Annotated in this window: 29 protein-coding genes; 14 read left to right on the top strand and 15 right to left on the bottom strand. The window is 65.5% G+C overall.

Features of this window, described 5'->3' with window-relative positions:
• Window positions 1-56: 56 nt before the first annotated feature.
• From XH98_RS28250 to XH98_RS28240, 3 genes are all read left to right on the top strand, one after another.
• A complete protein-coding gene (locus XH98_RS28250) occupies window positions 57-509 on the top strand; it encodes a MaoC family dehydratase (protein WP_271600643.1) in 453 nt (150 codons plus the stop codon).
• A complete protein-coding gene (locus XH98_RS28245; RefSeq protein ID WP_271620572.1) occupies window positions 509-988 on the top strand; it encodes a MaoC family dehydratase in 480 nt (159 codons plus the stop codon). The genes XH98_RS28250 and XH98_RS28245 overlap by 1 nt, the downstream gene beginning before the upstream one ends.
• A 201-nt stretch (window positions 989-1189) precedes the next feature.
• Window positions 1190-1336, top strand: coding sequence for a hypothetical protein (locus tag XH98_RS28240; protein WP_164938884.1), 147 nt, complete (start codon window positions 1190-1192; stop codon window positions 1334-1336).
• 36 nt (window positions 1337-1372) lie between these two features.
• Here the strand turns inward: XH98_RS28240 and XH98_RS28235 are convergent, their stop codons facing one another.
• The 4 genes from XH98_RS28235 to XH98_RS28220 form a co-directional block, all read right to left on the bottom strand.
• Window positions 1373-1510, bottom strand: a complete 138-nt coding sequence (locus tag XH98_RS28235; protein ID WP_164933651.1) for a hypothetical protein — start codon at window positions 1508-1510, stop codon at window positions 1373-1375.
• Between the two features lie 316 nt (window positions 1511-1826).
• Entirely contained in the window at window positions 1827-2252 is a 426-nt protein-coding gene (locus XH98_RS28230) for a hypothetical protein (RefSeq protein ID WP_271600642.1), read from the bottom strand.
• Between the two features lie 172 nt (window positions 2253-2424).
• Window positions 2425-3345, bottom strand: coding sequence for a hypothetical protein (locus XH98_RS28225; protein ID WP_271620571.1), 921 nt, complete (start codon window positions 3343-3345; stop codon window positions 2425-2427).
• Window positions 3346-3556: 211 nt separating this feature from the next.
• Entirely contained in the window at window positions 3557-3997 is a 441-nt protein-coding gene (locus tag XH98_RS28220; protein ID WP_271600640.1) for a nuclear transport factor 2 family protein, read from the bottom strand.
• 415 nt (window positions 3998-4412) lie between these two features.
• Here XH98_RS28220 and XH98_RS28215 point away from each other — a divergent pair, with 415 nt between their 5' ends.
• Together XH98_RS28215 and XH98_RS28210 are read left to right on the top strand one after the other, a co-directional pair.
• On the top strand, window positions 4413-4649 hold the full coding sequence (locus XH98_RS28215) for a hypothetical protein (protein ID WP_271600639.1): 237 nt from the start codon (window positions 4413-4415) through the stop codon (window positions 4647-4649).
• Between the two features lie 149 nt (window positions 4650-4798).
• Window positions 4799-5185 (top strand): hypothetical protein, encoded by a 387-nt coding sequence (locus XH98_RS28210; protein ID WP_271620570.1) that lies wholly within the window; start codon window positions 4799-4801, stop codon window positions 5183-5185.
• A 29-nt stretch (window positions 5186-5214) separates the two neighbouring features.
• Here the strand turns inward: XH98_RS28210 and uvrB are convergent, their stop codons facing one another.
• The 4 genes from uvrB to XH98_RS28190 form a co-directional block, all read right to left on the bottom strand.
• Entirely contained in the window at window positions 5215-8118 is a 2904-nt protein-coding gene (gene uvrB, locus XH98_RS28205; protein ID WP_271600637.1) for an excinuclease ABC subunit UvrB, read from the bottom strand.
• Window positions 8119-8209: 91 nt separating this feature from the next.
• A complete protein-coding gene (locus XH98_RS28200) occupies window positions 8210-8440 on the bottom strand; it encodes a hypothetical protein (RefSeq protein WP_271600636.1) in 231 nt (76 codons plus the stop codon).
• 59 nt (window positions 8441-8499) lie between these two features.
• Entirely contained in the window at window positions 8500-8724 is a 225-nt protein-coding gene (locus XH98_RS28195; RefSeq protein WP_220004565.1) for a hypothetical protein, read from the bottom strand.
• A gap of 107 nt (window positions 8725-8831) precedes the next feature.
• Window positions 8832-9743, bottom strand: a complete 912-nt coding sequence (locus XH98_RS28190; RefSeq protein ID WP_271620569.1) for a LysR substrate-binding domain-containing protein — start codon at window positions 9741-9743, stop codon at window positions 8832-8834.
• Between the two features lie 171 nt (window positions 9744-9914).
• Here XH98_RS28190 and XH98_RS28185 point away from each other — a divergent pair, with 171 nt between their 5' ends.
• The 3 genes from XH98_RS28185 to XH98_RS28175 all read left to right on the top strand — a co-directional run bounded on the left by XH98_RS28185 (window position 9915) and on the right by XH98_RS28175 (window position 11753).
• Complete coding sequence (locus tag XH98_RS28185) at window positions 9915-10694, top strand: sulfite exporter TauE/SafE family protein (RefSeq protein ID WP_271620568.1); 780 nt, start codon at window positions 9915-9917, stop codon at window positions 10692-10694.
• Entirely contained in the window at window positions 10691-10921 is a 231-nt protein-coding gene (locus tag XH98_RS28180; protein ID WP_057741557.1) for a hypothetical protein, read from the top strand. The genes XH98_RS28185 and XH98_RS28180 overlap by 4 nt, the downstream gene beginning before the upstream one ends.
• A 133-nt stretch (window positions 10922-11054) precedes the next feature.
• Window positions 11055-11753, top strand: coding sequence for a glutathione S-transferase family protein (locus tag XH98_RS28175; protein ID WP_271620567.1), 699 nt, complete (start codon window positions 11055-11057; stop codon window positions 11751-11753).
• A gap of 78 nt (window positions 11754-11831) precedes the next feature.
• Here the strand turns inward: XH98_RS28175 and XH98_RS28170 are convergent, their stop codons facing one another.
• The gene (locus tag XH98_RS28170) at window positions 11832-12038 is read right to left on the bottom strand and encodes a cysteine-rich CWC family protein (protein WP_271600632.1); all 207 of its coding nucleotides are present in this window, start codon (window positions 12036-12038) and stop codon (window positions 11832-11834) included.
• A 114-nt stretch (window positions 12039-12152) separates the two neighbouring features.
• Between XH98_RS28170 and XH98_RS28165 the strand changes: the two genes are divergently transcribed.
• The 3 genes from XH98_RS28165 (at window position 12153) to XH98_RS28155 (ending at window position 15381) form a co-directional block, all read left to right on the top strand.
• Window positions 12153-13700 (top strand): DUF1800 domain-containing protein, encoded by a 1548-nt coding sequence (locus XH98_RS28165; protein WP_271600631.1) that lies wholly within the window; start codon window positions 12153-12155, stop codon window positions 13698-13700.
• A 2-nt stretch (window positions 13701-13702) separates the two neighbouring features.
• Entirely contained in the window at window positions 13703-14920 is a 1218-nt protein-coding gene (locus XH98_RS28160) for a DUF1501 domain-containing protein (protein ID WP_271600630.1), read from the top strand.
• Window positions 14921-15057: 137 nt separating this feature from the next.
• The gene (locus tag XH98_RS28155) at window positions 15058-15381 is read left to right on the top strand and encodes an antibiotic biosynthesis monooxygenase family protein (protein WP_057741548.1); all 324 of its coding nucleotides are present in this window, start codon (window positions 15058-15060) and stop codon (window positions 15379-15381) included.
• A gap of 35 nt (window positions 15382-15416) precedes the next feature.
• Here the strand turns inward: XH98_RS28155 and XH98_RS28150 are convergent, their stop codons facing one another.
• The 6 genes from XH98_RS28150 to XH98_RS28125 all read right to left on the bottom strand — a co-directional run bounded on the left by XH98_RS28150 (window position 15417) and on the right by XH98_RS28125 (window position 19299).
• On the bottom strand, window positions 15417-16358 hold the full coding sequence (locus XH98_RS28150) for an aldo/keto reductase (protein WP_271620566.1): 942 nt from the start codon (window positions 16356-16358) through the stop codon (window positions 15417-15419).
• Window positions 16359-16612: 254 nt separating this feature from the next.
• On the bottom strand, window positions 16613-17068 hold the full coding sequence (locus tag XH98_RS28145) for a GNAT family N-acetyltransferase (RefSeq protein ID WP_271620565.1): 456 nt from the start codon (window positions 17066-17068) through the stop codon (window positions 16613-16615).
• A 78-nt stretch (window positions 17069-17146) separates the two neighbouring features.
• Complete coding sequence (locus XH98_RS28140; RefSeq protein ID WP_271620564.1) at window positions 17147-17959, bottom strand: PAS-domain containing protein; 813 nt, start codon at window positions 17957-17959, stop codon at window positions 17147-17149.
• A gap of 129 nt (window positions 17960-18088) precedes the next feature.
• On the bottom strand, window positions 18089-18232 hold the full coding sequence (locus tag XH98_RS28135) for a hypothetical protein (protein WP_271620648.1): 144 nt from the start codon (window positions 18230-18232) through the stop codon (window positions 18089-18091).
• A gap of 84 nt (window positions 18233-18316) precedes the next feature.
• Window positions 18317-18493: a hypothetical protein gene (locus tag XH98_RS28130; protein ID WP_254134336.1), complete on the bottom strand. Its 177-nt coding sequence runs from the start codon at window positions 18491-18493 to the stop codon at window positions 18317-18319.
• 155 nt (window positions 18494-18648) lie between these two features.
• Complete coding sequence (locus tag XH98_RS28125; RefSeq protein ID WP_271600625.1) at window positions 18649-19299, bottom strand: glutathione S-transferase family protein; 651 nt, start codon at window positions 19297-19299, stop codon at window positions 18649-18651.
• Window positions 19300-19907: 608 nt separating this feature from the next.
• On the opposite strand from XH98_RS28125, the gene XH98_RS28120 reads away from it, so the two are divergent.
• The 3 genes from XH98_RS28120 to XH98_RS28110 all read left to right on the top strand — a co-directional run bounded on the left by XH98_RS28120 (window position 19908) and on the right by XH98_RS28110 (window position 24002).
• Window positions 19908-21110, top strand: a complete 1203-nt coding sequence (locus XH98_RS28120; protein ID WP_057741950.1) for a pyridoxal phosphate-dependent aminotransferase — start codon at window positions 19908-19910, stop codon at window positions 21108-21110.
• Between the two features lie 169 nt (window positions 21111-21279).
• Window positions 21280-21762: a DUF992 domain-containing protein gene (locus XH98_RS28115; protein WP_271600624.1), complete on the top strand. Its 483-nt coding sequence runs from the start codon at window positions 21280-21282 to the stop codon at window positions 21760-21762.
• Window positions 21763-21953: 191 nt separating this feature from the next.
• Complete coding sequence (locus tag XH98_RS28110) at window positions 21954-24002, top strand: elongation factor G (RefSeq protein WP_271620563.1); 2049 nt, start codon at window positions 21954-21956, stop codon at window positions 24000-24002.
• The last annotated feature ends 31 nt before the right edge of the window (window positions 24003-24033 follow it).

The following is a 24033-nucleotide window of genomic DNA, read 5'->3' as shown; positions in this document are numbered from 1 at the left end:
TTGAGATTGCCGCAAAGTGCGGCCACAATCTGTCCTTCCCGCAAAGCTTTTCCAAGATGACCCTGACCTTCGAAGATTTTCCGCCAGGCCGCTATGGAACGTTCGGCCCGCGCCATGTCACCCGCGACGAGATTTTGGCGTTTGCCGCCGAGTTCGATCCGCAGCCGATGCATCTGGATGAAGAGGCCGCCAGCAAAAGCATGCTGCGCGGCCTGTCGGGCTCGGGCTGGCATCTCTGCTCCTTGATGATGCGGATGATGGCCGACGGTTTCATCACCCGCGCCGCCTCGCTCGGGTCTCCGGGGGTCGACGAGGTGCGTTGGCTCTCGCCGCTCAGGCCGGGTGACGATCTCACGCTCGACGTCGATGTCGTTGAAGCGCGCACCTCGAAGAGCCGGCCGAACCTCGGCATCGTCAAGTTCAAATGCACCGCGCGTAACGCCAAAGGCGAAGCGCTGTGCGAGATGACCTCGCCGATCCTGATCGAGCGACGCGCGGCAGCGGCCTGATGCGGTTCTTCGAACAGATCGAGATCGGGCAGCGCCGCGAACTCGGCAGCTACAGCTTCACCGCCGAATCCATCAAGGCTTTCGCCGCCAAGTTCGATCCGCAGCGCTTTCACCTCGACGAGGAGGAAGGCAAGAATTCGCTGTTCGGCGGGCTTGCTGCATCCGGCTGGCATGTCGGCTCGGCCTGCATGAGCTTGGTGGTCGCCGACGGCCAACGTCTGGCGCGTGAGGCAGCTTCACGCGGCGAGGAGGTTGCCGTCTGGGGGCCGTCGCCGGGCTTTCGCGATCTGCGCTGGATCAGGCCGGTGGTCGCCGGCGATATCATCTCTTACGCCAGCGTCGTCATCGACAAGCGAAGCTCCGCCTCGCGTCCCGGCTGGGGCATCCTGACCGCCCGCACCACCGGCACCAACCAGCGCGGCGAGGAGGTCTATTCCATCACCGCCAGCGCCTTCGTGCCGATGCGGAAAAGCGCTTAGACCAGTTCCAGGATGAACAGCCAAAACAGCGCGCGAGTGTTGCCCGCGCGCTATGGACGCGTTTCAGGGTGACTGCCATAAGCCTCCCGAGATGGCCCGGGAGCCTGCGAAGCAGCAACCGGAACCATCGAGTTGCTAACCAATTATGAACCTGTCGCTGTCTATTTGAACGAACTGGGCAGAGGACAGGGAACGAGAACGATGGCAGACCGCGGCGCACTGAAATTGGTCGGATTTATCTTCGCTACCGCGACGCTGGCCGTGATGCTGGTGGCCGGCATGGTGGTGAAGGGCTACGCCGACGGCGCCTACACCCTGGAAGCCTCGACGGTCGACGCAAGCCGTTAAGAGACTGTTTACGTTCCGGGCAAGCGGCCTCCGGCCTCAGCGGCTATAGACGAACGCCAAAATTGCGATCGCAACCGCCAGTAGCCCGACAAAGCGCAGCATGATGGTCCCGAACTGGCTCGGCGCGGGCCGCAGCGGTATCGGGTCCGTGGTATCGGGCCGAATGCTTTCCATCTGAGATGTCCCCGAGGCCCGGCCGTCAGCGGCACGGGTGCTTGGCATTGGTCGCCGGGAGTAGGCGGTGGGTTCAAACCGGCGCATTCGCCGCCTTCGCGGCCACACCCAGCGCTGTCATGCCCCGCGAATGCGGGGCATCCAGTACGCCGCGGCGCCTCGGCTCAACCAAAAGCGTCTCTGGAATACTGGATCACCCGCCTTCGCGGGTGATGACACCTGTCTTGGAGAGACAGCGTGAGCCCCTCACGTGCCAAAATCAAAACCGCCGCGTTCCTTTCGGAACGCGGCGGCTGGTGATGCTTCGTCCGTCCGATCAGCTATTGCGCAGGCCGTCGGCGGCGCGCTTCCACTGGGCGACGTTGTCGGCGATCATGCGGGTCGACTTCATCGCGGCCTGGCTGAGTTGGGCGTAGCCCGAGATCTCGCGCTGGACGCGCTGGCCTTCGGCATGAAGCAGGTCGCGCAGGCTCTCGAGCTCGGAGATCAGATTCTCGATCTCGGCGAGCGAGGTGCCGGCGACGCGCTGGATCAGCGAGTTGACGTTGGTCACGGTGGCTTCCGCGCTCGGATCGAGCGGCGGCGAGTCCGTGGTTGCGGCGGCGGCCGGCCGGCGCAGATAGGCGATGTCGTTGCGGACGAAATCGCGGATACCGGCCTCGACTTCGGTCACGGCGGCGAGATCGCTGTCGACCGTCTCGGTCTCGGTGGTCTCGGTCTTTTCCGGACGCATGGCGTTCATCGTTATTCCCCTGTTCGCGTTAAGCGCAGCGCGAGTGTCCCCCGCACGACGATGTGTGTCAGGCCGATGCATCTGTGCGCCGGATTTTGACCGCAACAGGGCCGAGATGCGGCAAGGGCGGACCATTCGGGGGCTTTGCCGTGGCGTACGGTTAGGGAAGTCTGAACAAGGCTCACCAGCTCTTCTTGAAGCCGGCCGTCACGCTCTTGTTGATCGCGCCTTGAGAGGTTTCGCCGACCGAGCCGGAGACGGTAACGTTGTCGAACAGCTTCTGCTCGGCGCCGACCTTGCGCAGCCATTTGTCGTCGGTGGTCGACAGGGTCTGCCCCGCCGAGATGCTGGTGCCGGTGTCGGTGATCGTGACCTTGGCGGACTGGTCGGTCTCGTAATTGCGGCTGACGTGGCCGCCGACGCCGGGCAGCGCCGTGGTGCCCTGCTGGTTGACGCTGTAGCCGTTCTGCAGCGTCAGCGAGGTGTCGCCCGACAGCGGCATTGATTTGGTCAGCGACGCCCCGAGCTTGCTCTGTTCGCTGCCTGGATCGACGCGGGCTTCGACCGCAGTCTTGTCCCAGATCGCGCCTGCGCCCGGCGCGGTCGCGGCGGCCCAGGCGCTGCCGGAGGATTGCGGCAGGTTGCCGCCATTTTCGGCCTTCAGCGCCAGCAGCTCCGACATCGTGGTCGGCTCTTTCGTCACCGTCATGTCGGCGCCGATGCGGGTGTCCCAGAACGGGGACACCGACTGCTTGACCTTCACGCCCGAGGAGCCGTTGGCATTGGCGCTGGACGACCAGTCCATCCCGTCCTTGGCGGCGGCTTGCGCGCGCTTCTTGGCGGCGACGAGGTCGTCGAGCGTACCCGCGTCGATGGCGAGCTGGCTCCAGTCGAGCTTGTCGACGTCGATGCCTTTGAGCACGTCGGGGGCGTTGACGCTGGGGGCCTCGGCGACCTCGGACTCGTCGTCGTCAGCCGTGGTCGCGGCGGGAGGCGGGGAGAAGGGCGGAATGATCTGCGCTGCAGCCGTCAGCACCGAACCCAAAATGAACGCGGCCGCCAGCGGCAGCCTGGTCCAGCCGAAACCTGTCGTGAATTCCATTGCCTTGCCCGCGAGCCCAGTTCGCGCGGAAAATGCGGAACTATCGTTGCGAAATTGTGGCGCCCAAAATGACGAACCAACGGGCCGCGCGCAAATGGCGCGCCCGGTGACGAGCATCTCCATGACGGCGTCCGGCGGGGCTGGAGGCCAGGACGAATCATGGGAGCATCAATCGACCGGTCCCGAACTCTCGGAGCCCGTTGGTGTCCCGTCAGCCGACGCTGGTCATCTTTGGCAGATGAATGGAGCGGCCGAGTGCCTGTTCGACCAGATCGAAAGTGTCGACCAGCACACGCAGGCTGATCAGCCTATCGGCCCTGAACTGCGCGAACTGCGCCACGCGCAGGCTGATCGGCTTGTCGGAATCCAGCGCCGTCAGCGAGTAGCGCAGCATCGAGGAGGCGGAATCGATGCCCAGCATGATGCTCTCGCGCTCGAAGCGGCGGACGCGGAAATTGTCGGCGAGCTGGCGGATGACCCGGAGCACGGCCGCCTTGCCCTGGCGCGCGCCCAGGAACGGAAACATGTCGATCGGGCCGTAGATCGCCCATTCGACGTCGTCGTCGATCAGGGCCTCGACATCCTCGAAATGCCGGTCGTTGATCGCACGGTGCAACGCGCGCGAGAAACGCCAGAGGCTGTGCTCTGTCATTTGGGGGCGTCCTGAAATTGAAGCGCAAAAACGGAAAACAACCCCATGCACAGTAAGGTGCCGAGGGGCTGCTGAATTCATTTGTATGCGAACAAATACGGGATTTCTGGAAAAACTCAAATCACGTTTTTGCAAGGCACAAGTGAGCGCAAAGTGTGAGATTTACAACAGGACCCCGTAATCTTACCGGGTCCGGGAAGCGGGGGGAGGTTCAACGGGCCGTTGGAGATGCGCGAGCGCCCGCGCGGCACAACCAGGGTCGTCCTGGCCTTCGCCAGGAGGACCCCGGGGAGACACCTGCTCCGCCTCCACTCCCGCCCCCACGATCAACGGCCCGACGTCTCTCACCATGTGGCGAGCACGGGAACCCGGCCGGCTCGCCGTCGTTGAGACGCTGACACCGCAGGAGACATCGATGAAATCCCCGCTTCTCACCGTCACCGTCGCGCTTCTCATGCTCGGCGCAATCTCCGCCGCCAACGCCAAGGGCTGCATCAAGGGCGCCATCGTCGGCGGCGTTGCCGGCCATTATGCCGGCCATCACGGCATGCTCGGCGCCGCCGCCGGCTGCCTCTACGGCCGCCATCGCGCCAACGAGCAGGACAGGCAGCAGCAACAACAGAGCCAGGCGAACGGGCAGGGCAAGCTGTAGTCTACTTCGTCATTCCGGGGCGCGGCGAAGCCGCGAGCCCGGAATCCATCATGCGGCAGTTCCGATAGTTGAATGGGGCGTGAGTCACCTCACATCCCGGCCCTCACCCTGTGGCTAAGGTCATCCCCATGTCATCAGGGAGACGTGCCATGGCCGCTATCGCCACCGCGAGAAAGTCCCGCCCGCGCAACGCGCTCGAAGGCCTTGCGCTGACCGCGCTGCTGCAGAGCTTTCCGACCTTCGCGGCGGCCGCGCTGCTGCTCAAGCTGTGCGGCAACCACGACCTCGTCGGCGACCCCGGCGTCGCCATCTTTGTCGCAATCGCCTCGCTGCTTCACGCGATGCTGGCCGTGACGCTCGGCCCGAGCGTCCCGGCGCTGTTCAAGACGCTCTACGAACCGGCATTCTTCGATGGCAGTCTGTCGCTTTCCGACAAGATCACGGAATGGCGCACCCACCCGGTCGCCTCGCTGCAACTGGTCGCAATCGTGCTGCTGCTGTCGGTGATGGCCGTGGTGACGGCGAGCATGGGGTGAGGGCGTTGACCGTCCTCACATCCGACAACCTACCTTTTCTTCCACCCACCCCGTCGTCCCGGCATTCCACCCGTCGATTTCGGCGCAGGCCCGAACTCCGGTCCTGATTGCCTTGAATCCGTCGGCTGGATGATCCGGCTCGTGCTGCCGAACGGCTTTGCCGGCAGGCTTGGGCTGGCGCGGTAGGGCAGCGATTCCGGGCCGTGCATCTCGTCGAGATGCGGCTTGTGCACCCTCGAGCCGCTGCCGCTGCCGCTTGCCTTCAGCGCGGAGCTCACGGTCTTTTTCTTCATCGCGCTGACCGGCAAATTGGCGGCATCGCCGTATTTCCTGGTGCCGGCATAGGCGCCCGCCTTGCCCGCGACGGTGCGCTGCTTGGCGGTGGGATCGTCGACCACGGCGAGCTCGGTGGCGCGCAGGCGCTTGACCTCGTCGCGCAGGCGCGCGGCTTCCTCGAAGTTCAGATCGGCGGCGGCTTCGCGCATCCGCGTCTCGAGGTCGGCGAGCACGGCTTCAAAATTGTGGCCGATCGAGATGACGTCGTCGGTCATGTCGTGACCGCCGACTTCGACCAGCACGTGGTCGCGCTCGTAGACCGAGTTGAGGATGTCGCCGATGTGCTTCTTCACGCTCTCAGGCGTGATGCCGTTGGCGGTGTTGTACTCGACCTGTTTTTCGCGACGCCGGTTGGTCTCGGCGATGGCGCGCTCCATCGAGCCGGTCATCTGGTCGGCATAGAGGATCACCTTGCCGTCGACGTTGCGCGCGGCGCGGCCGATGGTCTGGATCAAGGACGTTTCACTGCGCAGAAAGCCTTCCTTGTCGGCATCGAGAATGGCGACCAGCGCGCATTCGGGAATGTCGAGGCCTTCGCGCAACAGGTTGATGCCGACCAGCGCGTCGAACGCACCCAAGCGCAGATCCCTGATGATCTCGATGCGCTCGATTGTGTCGATATCGCTGTGCATGTAGCGGACGCGGATGCCCTGCTCATGCAGATATTCGGTGAGGTCCTCCGCCATGCGCTTCGTCAGCACCGTGATCAGCGAGCGATAGCCGGCCTGCGCGGTCGCGCGCACCTCGCCGACGAGATCGTCGACCTGGGTGCGGGCCGGGCGGATATCGACCGGCGGATCGATCAGGCCGGTCGGCCTGATCACCTGCTCGACGAACACGCCACCGCTTTCGTTCAGCTCCCAGCTGCTCGGCGTCGCCGACACCGCGATGGTCTGCGGCCGCATCATGTCCCACTCCTCGAAGCGGAGGGGGCGGTTGTCCATGCAGGAGGGCAGACGGAAACCGTATTCGGCCAGCGTCGCCTTGCGGCGGAAGTCGCCGCGAAACATGGCGCCGATCTGCGGGATGGTGACATGGCTTTCGTCGGCGAAGATCAGCGCGTTGTCGGGCACGTATTCGAACAGGGTCGGCGGCGGCTCGCCGGGTCGGCGCCCGGTGAGATAGCGCGAATAGTTCTCGATGCCGGCGCAGCTTCCGGTCGCTTCCATCATCTCGAGGTCGAAGGTGGTGCGCTGCTCCAGCCGCTGTGCTTCCAGGAGGCGGCCCTGATTGTTGAGCTGGTCGAGCCGCTGCTTCAGTTCCGACTTGATCGACTTGATCGCTTGCACCAGCGTCGGACGCGGCGTCACATAGTGCGAATTGGCGTACATCTTGATGAATTCGAGCTCGTCCTGCTTGTGGCCGGTGAGCGGATCGAACTCCTCGATGCTCTCGATGGTGTCGCCGAACAAATTCACGCGCCAGGCGCGGTCTTCATAGTGCGCCGGGAAGATGTCGATGACGTCGCCGCGCACCCGGAAAGTGCCGCGGGTGAAATCGGCCTGGGTGCGCTTGTACTGGAGCGCGACGAGGTCGGCGATCAGCTGGCGCTGGTCGATGCGCTCGCCTTTCTTCAGCGCGAACGTCATCGCGGTGTAGGTCTCGACCGAGCCGATACCGTAGATGCAGGACACCGAGGCGACGATGATGACGTCGTCGCGTTCGAGCAGGGCGCGCGTCGCCGAGTGGCGCATGCGGTCGATCTGCTCGTTGATCGACGAGTCCTTTTCTATGTAGGTGTCCGTGCGCGGGACATAGGCTTCCGGCTGGTAGTAGTCGTAATAGGAGACGAAGTACTCGACCGCGTTGTCGGGGAAGAAGTTCTTGAACTCGCCGTAGAGCTGGGCGGCCAGCGTCTTGTTCGGCGCCAGGATCAGCGCCGGGCGCTGCGTCGCCTCGATCACCTTGGCCATGGTGTAGGTCTTGCCGGAGCCGGTGACGCCGAGCAGCACCTGCGAACGGTCGTTGCGCTCGATGCCCTCGACCAGCTCCTTGATCGCGGTCGGCTGGTCGCCGCGCGGCTGGTATTCCGACTTGATCTCGAAACGCACGCCGCCTTCGGACTTCTCCGGGCGCGGCGGCCGGTGCGGCGTCCACACCCTCATGGAGCCGTCGTCCTTGCGGAACTCCGGCCGCCCCTCGCGGATCAGCGATTCCAGCGCGTCGGCAGTCGCCTTGACGCCGAGCGCCTCCATCTTGCTGCGCGGCGGACGCGCCAGCGCTTCGGCATCGTCCTCCTCGGTGGGAAGACCGAGCTGTCGCGCCAGTTCCGGATCGAGCGTCGGGATCGTGGCCACGGTTCCGTAATTGGCCTGCGGCGCTTCTTCCAGTCCGGCCGGCCGGTCGGCCGGAAAATCCTTCGGCGTCGAGGCGCGCGCGCGATGCGCGGCAGCCTCGCCGCCGGCGCGGCGGTCGCGCGAATTGTCGGGTGGCGGCTGCAGCCCGGTGCCCGATCCAAGCCCCGCATCGCCGCGATTGATCGCAGGATTCAGCAACTCGGCCAGCGCCGGCCCGATCGGCTGCACATCAGGCCGATGTGCCTTCGAATTCGGAGCCTTGGTTTTAGGGGATTTCGGGGGAGCAGGTTTCTTCGCCATGAGGCGAATATGGGACGACTCCGCCCTCCAGAAAAGGGCGAAGCTACGTCCCGGAGCAGGCTGCTGACAGCAGGTTGGCAGCAGCGCCGGATTACGCCGCCGGCAGCGGCCCGTCGCCGTCCACGACCGTCAGGCGCGGCTCGAGGATATCGAGATGGATCCCGCCGCAATCGGTGCAGCGCATGGTCCAGTACTCGCAGCCGGCGCGGCCGCCGATCACGCGGAGCACCGCGAGATCACCGTCGCATTCCGGGCAGATCGACAGCACCTGGCGCGAATAAATTCGCGGCCGCCCACCGTCGTCGATTTCGATCACTGACATGGTCAGGTGTTCCCCTGCTTTGCCGCGATGTCCTTCAGTCCTGTTGTCGTGCCGCCGGCCTATTCATCGCTGTCGCCGGCGTGCCGGCGGAAGCGGTCGATGTGATGCTTGGCGTCGGCGATCGCAGCGTCGGGATCCGGCCAGGCGAAGCCGACTTCCATGGTCGGAAACAGCACGCCGTCGATGGCAAGCGGGCTCAAATCGGCGCGCCGGATACGGGCGTGCCACAGTCCCTTGCCAGCTTCGAAGGATTCGATGTCAAAGCCGTCGTAGAGGGTCGTCATTGGAAGTCCCCAAATGCTCAGATGGAGGGTTAGAGGACCACGTTTGCGGATTTCGATATGTGAAGCTGTTCACAAGAGGCCGGCTTTTTCAGCTGAACGATTGGTCGTCAGTTCCGCGCGGCGCGCCCCGACCGCCGCGGCCGGGCCGCGGGTTCCGCCGCCGCCCGCATGATCCAGCGGCGGAACGCGGTAAAATCGCGCTGCTCGGTCTGGAAGCTGCGGTAGATCAGGTACCAGCGCATGCCCTTGGGCACCGAGAGGTCGAACGGCGCCACCAGGCGTCCGGCGGCGAGATCGTCGTCGATATAGGGCCGGATGCCCATGGCGACGCCGAGGCCGTCGACAGCAGCCTGCAGCGCCTGGCCGTAGAACTGGAACTCCGGCCCGCGCGCATTGATGCGGGTGAGGTTCGCCGCCTTCAGCCAGATCGGCCAGTCCTCCGGCGAATGGGTGACGCGGATCAGGCCGGGCCCTTTGAGGTCCGCCGGCCGCTTCAGGCCGCTGGCGAGGCGGGGCACGCAGACCGGCGTGAGGTCGCCCGCGAACAGGGGCTCGGCGACGAGGCCCGGCCAGTCGCCGGTGCCGAGCTTGATGCCGCAGCTCCAGTCCTCGCCGAACGGCACCTCGGCGCCGCCGGTGGTGAAGCGCACCTCGATGTCGGGCTCTTCGCTGCGAAACTCCGACAGCCGCGGAATCAGCCAGCGCATCGCAAAGGTGTGGCCGACACCGATGGTGAGCACGCGCACGCTTGCAGGCGCCGTCACCTGCGCGGTGAGGCTGGCGAGCGCATCGAAGATCGGCGTCAGCCCGCTCTGATAAGCGCGGCCCGCCTGCGTCGGCACCAGCCTGTTGGCCTTGCGTTCGAACAGCGCGACGCCGAGCCGCTCCTCCAGCAGATGCACCATGCGGCTGACGGCGGCCGCCGACACGTTCAGCTCGATCCCGGCGGAGGCAAAGCTGCCGGTCCGTGCCGCCGCCTCGAATGCCTTGATGCCGTTGAGAAAGAGCAGCCGCCGCAAGGGACCCTCAGGAAAGCTGATGCCAGGCCAAGATAACTCAGTTTGCGCAGCCGGGGCAAGCGAGGCACCTTCACCTTGCCTCTCCCCGCGTGCGGGGAGAGAAGCGTGGCGAGGGGGAATGAGCAGTTTGCGTCCCTCGCTTTCGCCGAGCCATCACAGGAGAATCCCCCCGTGACGCCCATCATGATCGCTGCCCTTGGATTGCTGATGGTGGCCACCGCGTTCCTGTCGGGGCTGTTCGGCATGGCGGGCGGGCTGATCCTGATCGGCGTGCTGCTGGCCCTGATGCCGCTGCCGACCGCCATGGTGCTGCATGCGATCACGCAGATGGCCTCGAATGGCTGGCGCGCGTTCCTGTGGCGGGCGCATATCCGCTGGCGGCCGGTTGCAAACTACATGGTCGGCGCTGCCATCGCGCTCGGGGCATGGTCGCTCGCGCGCTACGTGCCGGACAAGCCGACGGCGCTTTTGCTGCTCGGCGCCACGCCGTTCATGGCGCGGCTGTTGCCTGCGAATATCAAGCCCGATCCGGATCAGCTCTGGCAGGGCACGGTCTATGGCTCGATCTGCATGGGCTTGATGCTGATGACCGGGGTCTCCGGTCCGCTGCTCGACACCTTCTTCCTCGGCGGCAATTTCGGCCGGCGCGAGAAGGTGGCGACGAAGGCGATGTGCCAGCTCGTCAGCCATTTCACCAAGCTGATCTATTTCGGCGGCATCATCGACCAGGCCGCCTCGCTCGATCCGGTTCTGGCCGGCGTCGCAATCCTCGCCTCGATGCTCGGCACCACGCTGGCGCGGCGCATTCTCGAAGCCATGACCGACCAGCAATTCATCGCCTGGTCGAACAAGCTGATCACCACCATCGCCTGCTATTACATCGCCTATGGCGGCTGGCTCTTGGTTCGCACGCCGGTATTGGCCGCCTTCGACAAGGGAGGTTTGCAATGAGCTGTGAGGCCGACCCGCTGGTGCTGGATTTCGTCGAATGGATCGCCCGCGAGCCGCGCGCCTATGCCGAGGTGATCTCGACCTGGAAAACCTCGTGCCCGCGCCTCACCATCTGGGAGGACGCCGCCGACCGCGGCTTCGTCGCGCGCGAGACAGTGCCAGGCCTCGGGCTCGTCATTGCCGTGACGGAAGACGGGGAAAAGCTTTTGCGCGCCAACGGGCGGTAGTTGGCAGAGCGCTTCTGTCCGCACATCGTCATTGCGAGCGTCAGCGAAGCAATCCAGAATGCCTCCGCGGAAGCAGTCTGGATTGCTTCGTCGCAAGAGCTCCTCGCAATGACGGAGCCTGTGGAGATCCTGCATGTCGCTCAAGCTCTACGAACTCGTCGGCACCGATGCCTCGCGTCCCTTCAGCCCGTATTGCTGGCGCACGCGGATGGCGCTGGCCCATAAGGGGCTGACGGCGCAATCGCTGCCCTGGCGCTTCACCGAGAAGAGCGCGATCGCGCCGCACGGCTCGGAGAAGGTTCCGGTGCTGCTGCATCACGACAGGCCCGTGGTCGATTCCTGGGCGATCGCTGGATATCTCGAAGACAATTTTCCCGATCGTCCCTCGCTGTTCGGCGGCGAGGGCGGCCGCGCCATGGCGCGCATGATCAATGCGTGGGGCGACATCGCCATTGTCGGCGGCATCTTCCCGCTCATCATCGCCGACATCCCGAACAATCTGGCCGAGGTCGATGCCGCCTATTTCCGAAGGTCGCGTGAAGCACGCTTCGGCGGCAGGACGCTGGAAGAGATCATGGCGAGCCGCGACAGCGGCGTCGTCGCGTTCCGCAAATCGTTGGAGATCATGCGGCAGACGTTCAAGTCTCAGCCCTATCTGGGCGGAGCCGCGCCGAACTACGCCGACTACATCGTGTTCGGCGGTTTCCAATGGGCGCGCGTGGTGAGCCCCTTCAAGCTGCTCGAGGCCGACGATCCCGTTTATGCCTGGCGCGAAAAACTGCTCGATGCGTTCGACGGAATGGCCCGGACGTCGCCGGGATATCCGGTTTGAACTTCGTAGGGTGGGCAAAGGCGCAAAGCGCCGTGCCCACGCGATGGAAATGGTGGGCACGCTTTCGCTTTGCCCACCCTACGAGACTGCCGCCTCGGCGGCCGCCTTGCGCAAGCACTCCCGGCACAAGCAATCCTCGCCCTTCACCGGCATCGGCAGCTTGGCCGTCTCCTCCGCGCACCAGCACTGGCCCGACAGATCGCAGCCGAACTCGGTGCCGCAGCGGGAACAGAGAAGGCGGCGCACATCCGGTTGCGCAATCGTGATTTCTTTCGGATTTGTCATGATTTACGTCGAAGCTTTGCCGTCATTTTCATGTCGGGTTCATCTCTCGCCGCGGTATATTAGGCGCCGCGCGCAGGCCATGGAAGTGGTCGGCAAGGCGCGGAGGACAAATCGATGGCCCGCGATTCCCAAGCCGCTCTCGTTGCGCTGAACCGCTTCGGCTTCGGGCCGCGCGGCGGCGCATCCGGCGATCTCATCAATGCGGCCTCCGATCCACGCGGCTTCGTGAAGGCGGAGCTGGCGCGCCCCCTTGGCGCGCTGCTGGAGGCGCCGGGCCTGCAATCGACGCCGCAGCTCGGGCAGGCCGTGTTCGCCTATCAGGACGAGGTCAAGCAGGCGCGCGAGGCCGCGAAGGCCGTGGCGCCGACCGAAGCGCCGGCGCCGACGCCGCCCGCGGACCAGAAGCCCGACAACCAATTGCGCCGCAATCTCTCGCTCAACACGGTGGCGAGCGAGATATCAGGTCGGCAGATGGCGGAGGCGAAGCCCGAGGCCATGCAGCCCAACGCTGCGGCACCTGCTGCTGCAAAACAGCCGCAGCAGCCCCTCAACGTGATCCAGAAGACGTTTCGCGCTGAGGCGCTGGCGCGGTTGCAGCGCGCGATGATGGTCGATTGCGGCTTCACCGAGCGCCTCGTCGTGTTCTGGTCCAATCATTTCTGCATCTCCGCGAGCAAGGGCGAGCTGGCGCGGATGTGGGCCGGCGCGTTCGAGCGCGAGGCGATCCGCCCACATGTGCTCGGGCGCTTCGCCGACATGCTGAAGGCGGTGGAGCAGCATCCGGCGATGCTGTTCTTCCTCGACAATCAGCAATCGCTCGGGCCGGATTCGCGCGCAGGCCAGAACCGCAAGCGTGGGCTCAACGAAAATCTCGCGCGCGAGATCATGGAACTGCATACGCTCGGCGTCGGCGGCGGCTATACGCAGGAGGACGTCACCTCGCTCGCGCGCATCATCACCGGCTGGACCTTTGCCGGCCGGCAGGGTCAGCTCGGGGCGCCCGGGTCGTTCGTGTTCAACGCCAATGCGCATCAGCCCGGGCCGCAAGTTCTGCTCGGCAAGACCTACGAGGCGACCGGTCTGGCGCAGGGCGAAGCCGCGCTCGCCGACATTGCGCGCCATCCGTCGACCGCGAATTTCATCGCCACAAAATTCGTGCGCCACTTCGTCGCCGACGATCCGCCGCCGGCGCTGGTGGCGCGCTTGCGCGACGTCTTCGTCAGGACCGACGGCGATCTCAAGTCGGTCGCGACAGCGCTGGTCGATTCCGACGAGGCATGGAAGGCGCCGCTCACCAAGATGCGCTCGCCTTACGATTTCCTGGTCGCGAGCGGCCGGCTGCTCGCGCGCGTGCCGGAGGATCCCGGCCCGTATCTCAACAGCCTCAATTTGCTCGGCCAGCCGCTATGGTCGCCGGCCGGTCCCAATGGCTTCCCCGATACGGCTGCGGCCTGGGCGGCGCCCGAGGGCATGAAGCTGCGGCTCGACATCGCCTCGCAGATGGGTGCGCGGCTCGGGCCCAACATCGATCCGCTCGACCTGCTGGAGTTCGCCGCAGCCGATGCGGCTTCGGTCGAAACGCGCAAAACGATCGAGCGCGCGGAATCGCGCCAGCAGGCGCTGGCGCTATTATTGATGTCGCCGGAACTGCAGAGGAGATGAAGATGATCGACTGCGTCGAAAACCGGCTCCTCACCTCGCGCCGCGGCCTTCTGCTCGGCGGTGCCTCCTTCGCGGCCTGGGCCTACTTGCCGAAATTCGCGCGCGCCGCTGACGGTCGCGACCCACGCCTGGTCGTGGTGATCCTGCGCGGCGCGCTCGACGGGCTCGCGACCGTCGCGCCGATCGGCGACCCTGACTATGCCGGCCTGCACGGTTCGATCGCGCTCACGGCGGACGGCGCGCATGCCGCGACGAAGCTCGATTCCTTCTTCGCGCTGCATCCGGCGATGCCGGAATTTGCGCGCATGTACCGCGATCAGCATGCCGCGGTAATCCACGCCGTCTCGACGCCCTATCGCGACCGCTCGCATTTCGACGGCCAGGACGTGCTCGAGAGCGGCTATGCGGGGCCGGGCCGCGTGCAGTCCGGCTGGCTCAATCGCGCGCTCGAAGCGCTGCCGCGCGGCGAGCGCGTGTCGAGCGGGCTCGCGGTCGGTCCCACCACGCCGCTGGTGCTGCGCGGCAATGCGCCGACCGTCGGCTGGGCGCCGGTCGCGCTGCCGCAGGCCGACGACGACACCGCGATGCGTCTCGTCGATCTCTACCGTCATCGCGATCCCGCGCTCGCCTCGGCGCTGACGCAGGGCCTCCAGCTGGAGAAGGCCGCGAGCGGCGACGACATGAAGCCGAAGCCGGGCAATCAGGTCGCGCAGATGCGGCAGGTCGCGCGCGGCGCGGCCAAGCTGATGGCCGCCGACGACGGCCCGCGCATCGCCGCGCTCGCCTTCGACGGCTGGGATACGCACGCCAACGAAGGCGGCCCGGTCGGACGCCTCGCCTTCCTGCTCGGCGGTCTCGACGGCGCGCTCGCCGAATTCGAAAGCGGCCTTGGCGATCGCTGGCGCGACACCGTCGTCGTGGTCGCCACCGAGTTCGGCCGCACCGCGCGCATCAACGGCACCGACGGCACCGACCACGGCACCGGCACCATCGCGCTGCTCGCCGGCGGAGCCGTGAAAGGCGGCCGCGTCATCTCCGACTGGCCCGGCCTCAAGCCAGCCAACCTCTATGAGGGCCGCGACCTCAAGCCCACCACCGATTTGCGCTCCGTGATCAAAGGCGTGCTGCAGGGCCAGTTCGGCCTGTCCGATCAGGTGCTGGCCCAGACCGTGTTCCCGGACAGTGCAGGCGCAAAGCCGATGAAGGGGCTGGTTGCCTAACTGTCATTCCGGGGCGCGCGAAGCGCGAGCCTGGAATCCATTCATCCACTGGTTCTGTCGCCAAATGGATTCCGGGCCCGCGCCTTGCGGCGCGTCCCGGAATGACGAACTATCTTCTGCCATCAGGAGAATCGCCCATGTACATCGCCATGAACCGCTTCCGCGTCGCCAAGGGCTCCGAAGCCGCCTTCGAGCAGGTCTGGCTCACGCGCGACACGCATCTGGACAAGGTGCCCGGCTTCGTCGAATTCCATCTGCTGCGTGGCCCCGAGCTCGAGGATCACACGCTGTACGCCTCGCACACCGTATGGGCCAATCACGCCGCGTTCGACGCCTGGACCAAGTCGGAAGCGTTTCGCGCCGCGCATCACCGGGCCGGCGACAACAAGCCGCTTTACCTCGGCCATCCCCAGTTCGAGGGCTTTGAGGTGATGCAGACGGTGGGACGCGGCGCCAAGTAGCGGTGCCAAGTAGCGGCGCCAAGTAACGCGCCGCATCACCCCTTCGTAATTCTGTCGATCTCGGCGAGATCCTCGGCCGTGAGCTGCCAGGCGATCGCCTTGACGTTCTGCTCGACTTGCTCGACGCGGGTGGCGCCGGCGATCACGCTCGACACTTGCGGGCGTGCAGCCAGCCAGGAGAAGGCGAGCTCGAGCATGGAATGGCCGCGCGCCTTGGCAAAGGCCTGCAGCTTTTCGACGACGTCCTCGTTGCGCGGCGTGACATAGCGCTCGCGCAGCGCCGGCACCTTGCCGAAGCGGCTGTCGGCCGGGGCAGTTGCGCCGCGCTGGTACTTGCCGGTCAGCAGGCCGCTTGCCAGCGGGAAGAACGGCAACAGGCCGAGCCTGTATTCCGTTGCCGCGGGCAGCAGATCCTTCTCGATATCGCGGACCACGAGGCTGTACTCGTCCTGGGCCGAGACGAAGCGGCTCACATTCATCGCGCGCGCGGTGAACTCGGCCTCCGCGATCCGCCACGCCGGAAAGTTGGAATGGCCGATATAGCGGACCTTGCCCTGGCGGACGAGATCGTCGAGCGCGCGCAGCGTCTCCTCCAGCGGCGTCAGCGGATCGTAATCATGCTGCTGGTAGAGATCGATGTAGTCGGTCTTGAGCCGCGTCAGGCTGGCCTCGACCGCGCTCATGATGTAGCGGCGCGAGGCGCCCTGCTTGGTGCCGTCGGTCGCCATCGGCTTGGAATATTTGGTGGCGAGCACGATGTCCTTGCGGCGGTCGCCGAGCACCGTACCCAGCACCGTCTCCGAACCGCCCATGCCGGCATAGATGTCGGCGGTGTCGAACAGCGTGATGCCGAGGTCGATCGCCCGGTGGATCACCTTGCGCGAGGTTTCCAGATCGGTGCGCTGGCCGAAATTGTTGCAGCCGAGCCCGACCGCGGACACGCGCAGGCCGGAGCCGCCGAGATTGCGAATTTCCATGGGAGATCCTGTCAGACGAGAGCCGGCGGCCATTGTGACCGCGGTGCGCTGCAGCGGCAAGCGCCTGGCCTCGCGTTGCAGCCATGCCGACAAGAAGCGGCAGGCAAAAAAATGCGGCCCCCGTAGACGCGGCGACTCACGGGGGCCGCTTGGGGCGCTTGATCGGTGACGGGGGGCTGATCAGACGCGACTGCAGGATAGTCCCGGTGTGTTACGCGCCGGTGACATCTGGAGTTATCCACAGGCCCCAAAAGTCAGAATATCTTGCGGTAGACGATGAAGCCGGAGCGTTCGGCGACCTTGTCGTACAGGCTCTGTGCGGTGGTGTTGGTCTCGTGCGTCTGCCAGTAGACGCGCGGCGATCCCGCGAGTTTTGCACGCTCATAGACGCCGTAGATCAGCGCGGAGGCGGCGCCCTTGCCGCGCGCGGCTGGAAGCGTGAACAGGTCCTGCAGATAGCACGAGGGCTCGATCGCCGTGGTGCTGCGGTGGAACAGGTAGTGCGTCAGCCCGAGCAGCTTGCCGTCGCTCTCGGCGACCAATCCATGCACCGGCTCATAGGCATCGAAGAAGCGCTGCCAGGTCATCTCAGTGATCTCGGGCGCGAGCGCGGTCGGACCGGAGCGGCCGTAGAAGGCGTTGTAGCCGTCCCACAGCGGCAGCCATTGGTCGTAGTCCTGCCGGGCGACGGAGCGAACGGTGAGCGACATTTAGGAAATCCGTGGGGCGATGAGGCATCCTTAATACGGGATCATCGCGGTGCGAATCAATCGCGCCGCGGCGCATCATCACTCCGCGACGCGCGAATGGCGGATCAGTTTCTGCCCCGTCGGATCGCGCAGCGAGCGATAATAGTCGGCGCGTTCGGGCGCGTCGGTGTGGCGCACGAGGTCGGTCACCGGCGTGTAGCTCAGCATGCGGCCGCCGTCGGGCAGCGCAGTGCAGACGAAGCGCAGCACCTCGCCATTGCGAAAGGCGATATTGATCGGCGTGGCATCGCCGGTCCGCACCATCTCCATGCGCTGCGCGATGAAGACGCCGAGCTCGTCCTGCGGCAATTCGAACGCGCCGGTGTCGCGGCCGTGATACATCAGTGCGATGAAGGGCGGCTTGTCGTCGGCCATCTCGTCCGGCAACGCAAAATATTTGCGAAATGCGCGGTTGATGAATTCGGCGCGGGTCTCCGCATCGAGCAGCACGATGCCGATGTCGACTTGGTCCAGCGCGGCCGACAGCCGCGCGGCAGTAGCGTGGTTGCGCCGCTCGGCAGCGAAGGCATCGAGCAGCCGCTCGCGCACCAATCCGGTGATGGCCGCGGTGCCGGTGGTCGTCAGCGCGAGCAGGGAAAGCTGCACGAGTTCGCTCGCGGCAAAGCCCGGCGCGGCGCGATGGCCGAACGCGAGCAGCACCGCGCCGATCACGGCGATAACGGCGCTGCCGAGTGCGGATGCAAAGCCGGAAAGCGACCCGGCCAGCGCCACGATGCCGACGAACAGCGGCGCGAGCGAGAGAGTGGGAGCATGGCGATCGAGCAGGATCGCCAGCAGTGCGATCGCTGCCGTCAGCACGGGACCGGACATGGCGCGCCATCCGAACCGCATGGGCCTTGCTCATTCCTCCCTGAACGAGATAAGGCCACCAGACTGTCCCATGGCTGCACAAGCGCAATCCGATTTCGCGCGGCGCGCTGAATCAGGGCTTGCCCGCGCCGCCAAAGCTTTCGGATGATTTTAGGCCAAATGCGCGTGCTCGATGCGCTGCAGGGCCGGAGCATTCCATGTCGACGACCCCGGCCCCTTGCGCGTGCCGACGAAAATCAACAGCGACGCCGCGACCAGGATGGCCGCCGTCAGGGTGATTGCAACGATGACCACAGGCGATTTCATCACTGTCCCGTCACGATGCATCGGGCGCGGGGCCGCGCGGCACCTTGAAGCCATTCCGCGATGAAACGGGGATCAGACCGGCAGACCCATCGCCATGGTCGCCTTGGTCGACAGCACAGTGAGGGTGACGATCAGGCACAGCGAGAGCGCGGCGACGGCGAGCGAGGCCGCGACCGCGTTGGTCAGCCGGGAAGACGAGACGGTATCGGTTTGGCCCTGAAAGCCGACCGTGCCGGACGCCCGCATCATGGTCTAAATCCTTCAACGTGCGAGCGAATCACCCGCAACGCCGAACAATCTCACAATTTCAACTGGCAATATTGGGGCGGCGACCGCGCCAAATATGGCAGGATTTAGGCAAAGGTTAACGCCATGCCCGCTATTTCTTAACGCCGCGCCTGGTCTCAGGCTCCGGCGGCGATGCTGGCGGGGTCGTCGATGTCGGCGGGGCGCCAATCCATGGCCACGAAGCCGGGCGCGGCCTCGACGCGCTTCAGCCAGTCCCGGATCGCCGGGAAGGGCTGCAGGTCGAAGTCGCAGCGGTCGGCGAGATGGGTGTAGCCGTACAGGGCAATGTCGGCGACCGTGAGCTGGCGGGCAGCGAAGTAGTCGCAGGTTCTGAGGTGGTTCTCCATCACCTGGAGCGCACCATAGCCGCGCTCCATCCAGTCCTCCAGCGCGTGGGTCTGCAGGTCGCGGCCGCCCTTGACCAGCGACAGCCAGAAATAGGCGGCGCCGATATTCGGCTCGAGTGCGTGCTGCTCGAAGAACATCCATTGCAGCGCCTCGGCGCGATCGATCCGGTTCTCCGGCGCCAGCGGCGTGCCGACGGCGACATACCAGAGGATGGCGTTGGACTCGGCGAGATAGCGGTTGTCGCCGACCTCGAGCAGCGGCACTTGTCCCGACGGGTTCTTGGCCAGGAAGTCCGGCGTCTTGCTCTCGCCGCGCAGAATGTCCACCTCGATCGCTTCGTAAGGTACGTTCAGCAGCGCCAGCGCAAGGCGGACCTTGTAGCTGTTGCCCGAGCGTTGCATCGAATAGAGCTTGTACATTCTGGGAGTTCGATTCCGAAGGATGGAAGGCGCGGCGCGCGTTGCCCCGCACCGCGGCTAAACAATGATGCCGATGCGAATCCGCCGCAAGGGCTCGGCAATAGAAAAACTCGAAATCCCTACCGCACTGCATCACGAGGAAAGATCATGTTCGCGCCGCGCTGCAAATCAGATCACGCTTGCGTCAACATGCAAGACTCATCGCGTCGCGCAATCGTGTGCCACGCGCGTCATCGTCATGCCCGCGCTTGTCCCGGGCATCCACGTTCTTCCTCCAGTGGCAAGGCGTGGCTGGCCGGGCCTTCGCCTCGCCGAAGCGGCTTCGGCCGCGCAGCCGGGACAAGCCCGGCCATGACGACGTTCCGATTATATCTGCGCGCAACACGCAAAATTGCTCGGAGGACAAGCCTTCCCGGATATGAGCGATTTCGACAGCAAAGTTGCCGATTATTGCGGGAAATCCGGGCTTGAAACGCTCCAAACCCGTAAACTTTCTGAAGATCGGGCCGAAGTTTCTTGCGGTGCAGCGGCACACGTTTTAGGGTGGCTCCATTCCCACAATCAGAGTCGTGCGACCATGGGTTCACGACGCTTGTCAGGAGATGACGATGTCCTTCCTTGCCGCTGCGCTCGACCGTGTGAAGCCGTCCGCGACCATCGCGGTCACGGATAAAGCACGCGCGCTGAAAGCGGCGGGCCGCAACGTCATCGGCCTTGGCGCCGGCGAGCCCGACTTCGACACGCCCGCCAACATCAAGCTCGCGGCGATCCGCGCCATCGAGGCCGGCAAGACCAAGTACACCGCGGTCGACGGCATCCCCGAGCTGAAGGACGCGATCATCGCGAAGTTTCAGCGCGAGAACGGCGTCGCCTACAAGCCGAACCAGATCATCGTCGGCACCGGCGGCAAGCAGGTGCTCTACAACGCGCTGATGGCGACCATCAATCCGGGTGACGAGGTGATCATCCCGGCTCCCTATTGGGTCAGCTATCCTGAAATGGTGGCGCTCGCCGGCGGTGAGCCGGTGCCGGTGGTCTGCACCGCGGCATCAGGTTTCAAGCTCGGAGCCGAGGCGCTCGAGCGCGCGATCACGCCGAAGACCAAATGGGTGATCCTGTGCTCGCCGTCGAACCCGACCGGCGCGGCCTATACGCGCGCCGAGCTCAAGGCGCTCACCGACGTGCTGGTCAAGCATCCGCATGTGTGGGTGATGACCGACGACATGTACGAGCACCTCGTCTATGACGACTTCCAGTTCACCACGGTCGCGCAGGTCGAGCCCAGCCTTTACGACCGCACGCTCACCGTGAACGGCGTGTCGAAAGCCTATTGCATGACCGGCTGGCGCATCGGCTATGCCGGCGGCCCGGCCCAGCTCATCAAGGCGATGTCGACCATCCAGTCGCAGTCGACCTCGAACCCGTGCTCGATCGCGCAATGGGCGTCGGTGGAAGCGCTGAACGGTCCGCAGGATTTCATCCCCGCCAACAACAAGGTGTTCAAGGAGCGTCGCGACCTCGTCGTCTCCATGCTGAACCAGGCCAATGGCATCGAGTGCCCACGTCCCGAAGGCGCGTTCTACGTCTATCCCTCCTGTGCCGGCACGATCGGCAAGAAGGCGCCGTCGGGCAATGTGATCGGAAATGACGAGCAGTTCGTCACCGAGCTGCTGGAGACCGAGGGCGTTGCCGTCGTGCAGGGTTCGGCCTTCGGCCTCGGCCCGGCGTTCCGCATCTCCTACGCGACCAAGACCTCGGACCTCGAAGACGCCTGCAAGCGCATCCAGCGCTTCTGCGGCAACCTGCGCTGAGCCTGTCGCGACCGACTTCAGGAAAGGCCCACCTCTGGCGGGCCTTTTTTGTTCGCACGCCTATCATCGTGTGCGATCTGGCGCCATTGCGGCTGTTGTGGCATAGACCATCGCGCAACACGGGTGGGGTGCTCTCTCTGCTCGCATCACACATAGCCGGAGATATTTCATGCGCCGTTCGTTCATCTTCGCCGGGCTCGCTGCCGCCAGCCTCGTTGCCTCCGTCACAAGCAGCGACGCTCAGCAGCAGAGGATGGTGCAGGTCGGCGTGCTCGAATGTCGCGGCGGCGCCAGCGTCGGCTTTGTGGTGGGGTCCGTCACCAATCTCGGCTGCGTGCTGCGCGCGGAGGGCCTGCCCGAAGACCGCTACGTCGCGACGATCCGCAAAGTCGGCCTCGACCTCGGCATCACCCAGGAGACGGCGCTCGCCTGGGGCGTGTTCGCACCGGTGAACCGGCTCGGTCCTGGCGATCTCGCCGGCAATTACGCCGGCGCGCAGGGTAGCGCCTCGGTCGGCGTCGGCCTCGGCGGCAACGTGCTGGTCGGCGGCTCCAACAATTCGATCGCGCTGCAGCCGCTGAGCGTGCAGGGCCAGGTCGGCCTCAACGTCGCCGCCGGACTCGAGAGCCTGGAACTCCGTCCGGGCCGCTAACGCCGCCTCGACGGCGATGTCGCGTTCGCCTCTCCCTGCCGGGAGAGGTGGAACATCAGGCGACAGCGGTACCAACGAACTGACGACGCACCGCAGCGACGTTTGACGCTTGCCAAATCTCGGGGACGGGCAGAGCATCTGCGTTTGCCGACCCAATCAAGGGCCGAGCTCCACACCAAGGAGGCGGCGAAATGGGACAAGACGTCAGAAGTCCCCGAGGTCCACGGTGCATTGCGCTGGTGGGCCCTTTCCAATCAGGTAAAACCACACTTCTTGAAGCGATCCTGGCGCGGACGGGCGCAATCCCGCGCGCCGGCAGCGTCGACGCCGGTACGTCGGTCGGCGACGCCACGCCTGAGGCCCGTCATCACAAGATGAGCGTCGGGCTCACTGCTGCCACCACGAGTTTCATGGGCGACAGCTATACCTTCCTGGACTGTCCCGGTTCCGTCGAGTTCGCCCACGACATGCGCGCCGCGCTGCCCGCGGTCGACGCTGCCATCGTGGTGTGCGAGGCCGACGAGAAGAAGCTGCCGCAGCTTCAGATCATCCTGCGCGAGCTGGAGGAGCTGAAGATCCCGCGTTTCCTGTTCCTCAACAAGATCGACCGCGCCAACAAGCGCATCCGCGAGACGCTCGCGATGCTGCAGCCCGCCTCGCGCGTGCCGCTGGTGCTGCGCCAGATCCCGATCTGGAAGGGCGAGCTGATCGAGGGCTTTGTCGATCTCGCGCTGGAACGTGCGTTCATCTATCGCGAGCACAAGGCCTCCGAAGTGATTGCGCTCGACGGCGGCAATCTCGATCGCGAGAAGGAGGCCCGCTTCTCGATGCTGGAAAAGCTCGCCGATCACGACGACGCGCTGATGGAGCAATTGCTCGAGGACATCCAGCCGCCGCGCGATGCCGTGTTCGACGACCTCGCCCGCGAGTTACGCGAAGGGCAGATCTGCCCGGTTCTTCTTGGCGCGGCCGCCCGCGAAAACGGCGTGCTGCGTCTGATGAAGGCGTTGCGCCATGAGGCGCCGGGCATTGCCGAGACCGCAAAACGTCTCGGTGCGCCGGAAAGCAAGGATGCGCTCGGTTTCGTCTTCAAGACGCTGCATTCGCAGCACGGTGGAAAGCTGTCGCTGACGCGGCTGCTCGCCGGCCATCTCGACGACGGCGCCACGCTGCAATCCTCCTCCGGTGGTGCCAGCCGCGTCTCCGGCATCCTCGCCGTCAGCGGCGCTTACGACAGCAAGCGTGCCTCGGCCGAAGCCGGTGACACCGTGGCGCTCGCCAAGCTCGATGCGGTCAAGACCGGCGACACCGTCTCGAGCGGCAAGACCGCGCCGGCTGCGCTCAAGGCCTCGGAGCCGACGCCGCCGGTGCTCGCCATGTCGGTTGCGGCCACCGACCGCAAGGACGACGTCAAGCTCGGCCAGGCCTTGATGCGGCTGCACGAGGAGGATCCGTCCCTCGTCATCGTGCAGAATGCCCAGACCCACGACACCGTGCTGTGGGGGCAGGGCGAGATGCACCTGCGTGTCGCCAGCGAGCGGCTCAGCGACCGCTTCGGCGTCAAGATCACCTCGCATCCGCCCGCGATCGGTTACCAGGAGACCATCCGCAAGCCGATCGTCCAGCGCGGCCGCCACAAGAAGCAGTCCGGCGGTCACGGCCAGTTCGGCGATGTCGTGCTCGACATCAGGCCGCTGCCGCGCGGCGAAGGTTTCAGGTTCGCCGAGAAAGTCGTCGGCGGTGCGGTGCCGCGCAACTATATCGGCGCGGTGGAAGAAGGCGTTGTCGACGGGCTCGCCCGCGGCCCGCTCGGCTTCCCCGTCACCGATGTAGAGGTGACGCTGACGGACGGCTCCTATCACAGCGTCGATTCCTCCGACCTCGCCTTCCGCACGGCGGCGCGGATCGGGCTCAACGAAGGCCTGCCGCAATGCCAGTCGGTCCTGCTGGAGCCGATCCACATGGTCGAGATCGTCTGTCCGACCGATGCCACCGCCAAGATCAACGCGATCCTGTCGGCGCGGCGCGGCCAGATCCTCGGCTTCGACACCCGCGAGGGCTGGAGCGGCTGGGACTGCGTTCGCGCCATGATGCCGGAAGCCGAGATCGGCGAGCTGATCGTCGAGCTGCGTTCGGCCACCGCCGGTGCCGGCAGCTTCACGCGCCAGTTCGACCACATGGCCGAAGTCACCGGCCGCGCCGCCGACCAGATCATCGCCGCGCATCAGCACGCGGCGTGATCGGTTAGGGACGCCCCACTCTCTCGCTCCC

Source organism: Bradyrhizobium sp. CCBAU 51745 (genome assembly GCF_028128715.1).
Taxonomy (GTDB): domain Bacteria; phylum Pseudomonadota; class Alphaproteobacteria; order Rhizobiales; family Xanthobacteraceae; genus Bradyrhizobium; species Bradyrhizobium manausense.
The sequence above is the reverse complement of the archived record's forward strand: the minus strand, read 5'-3'. Positions and strand labels throughout refer to the sequence as shown.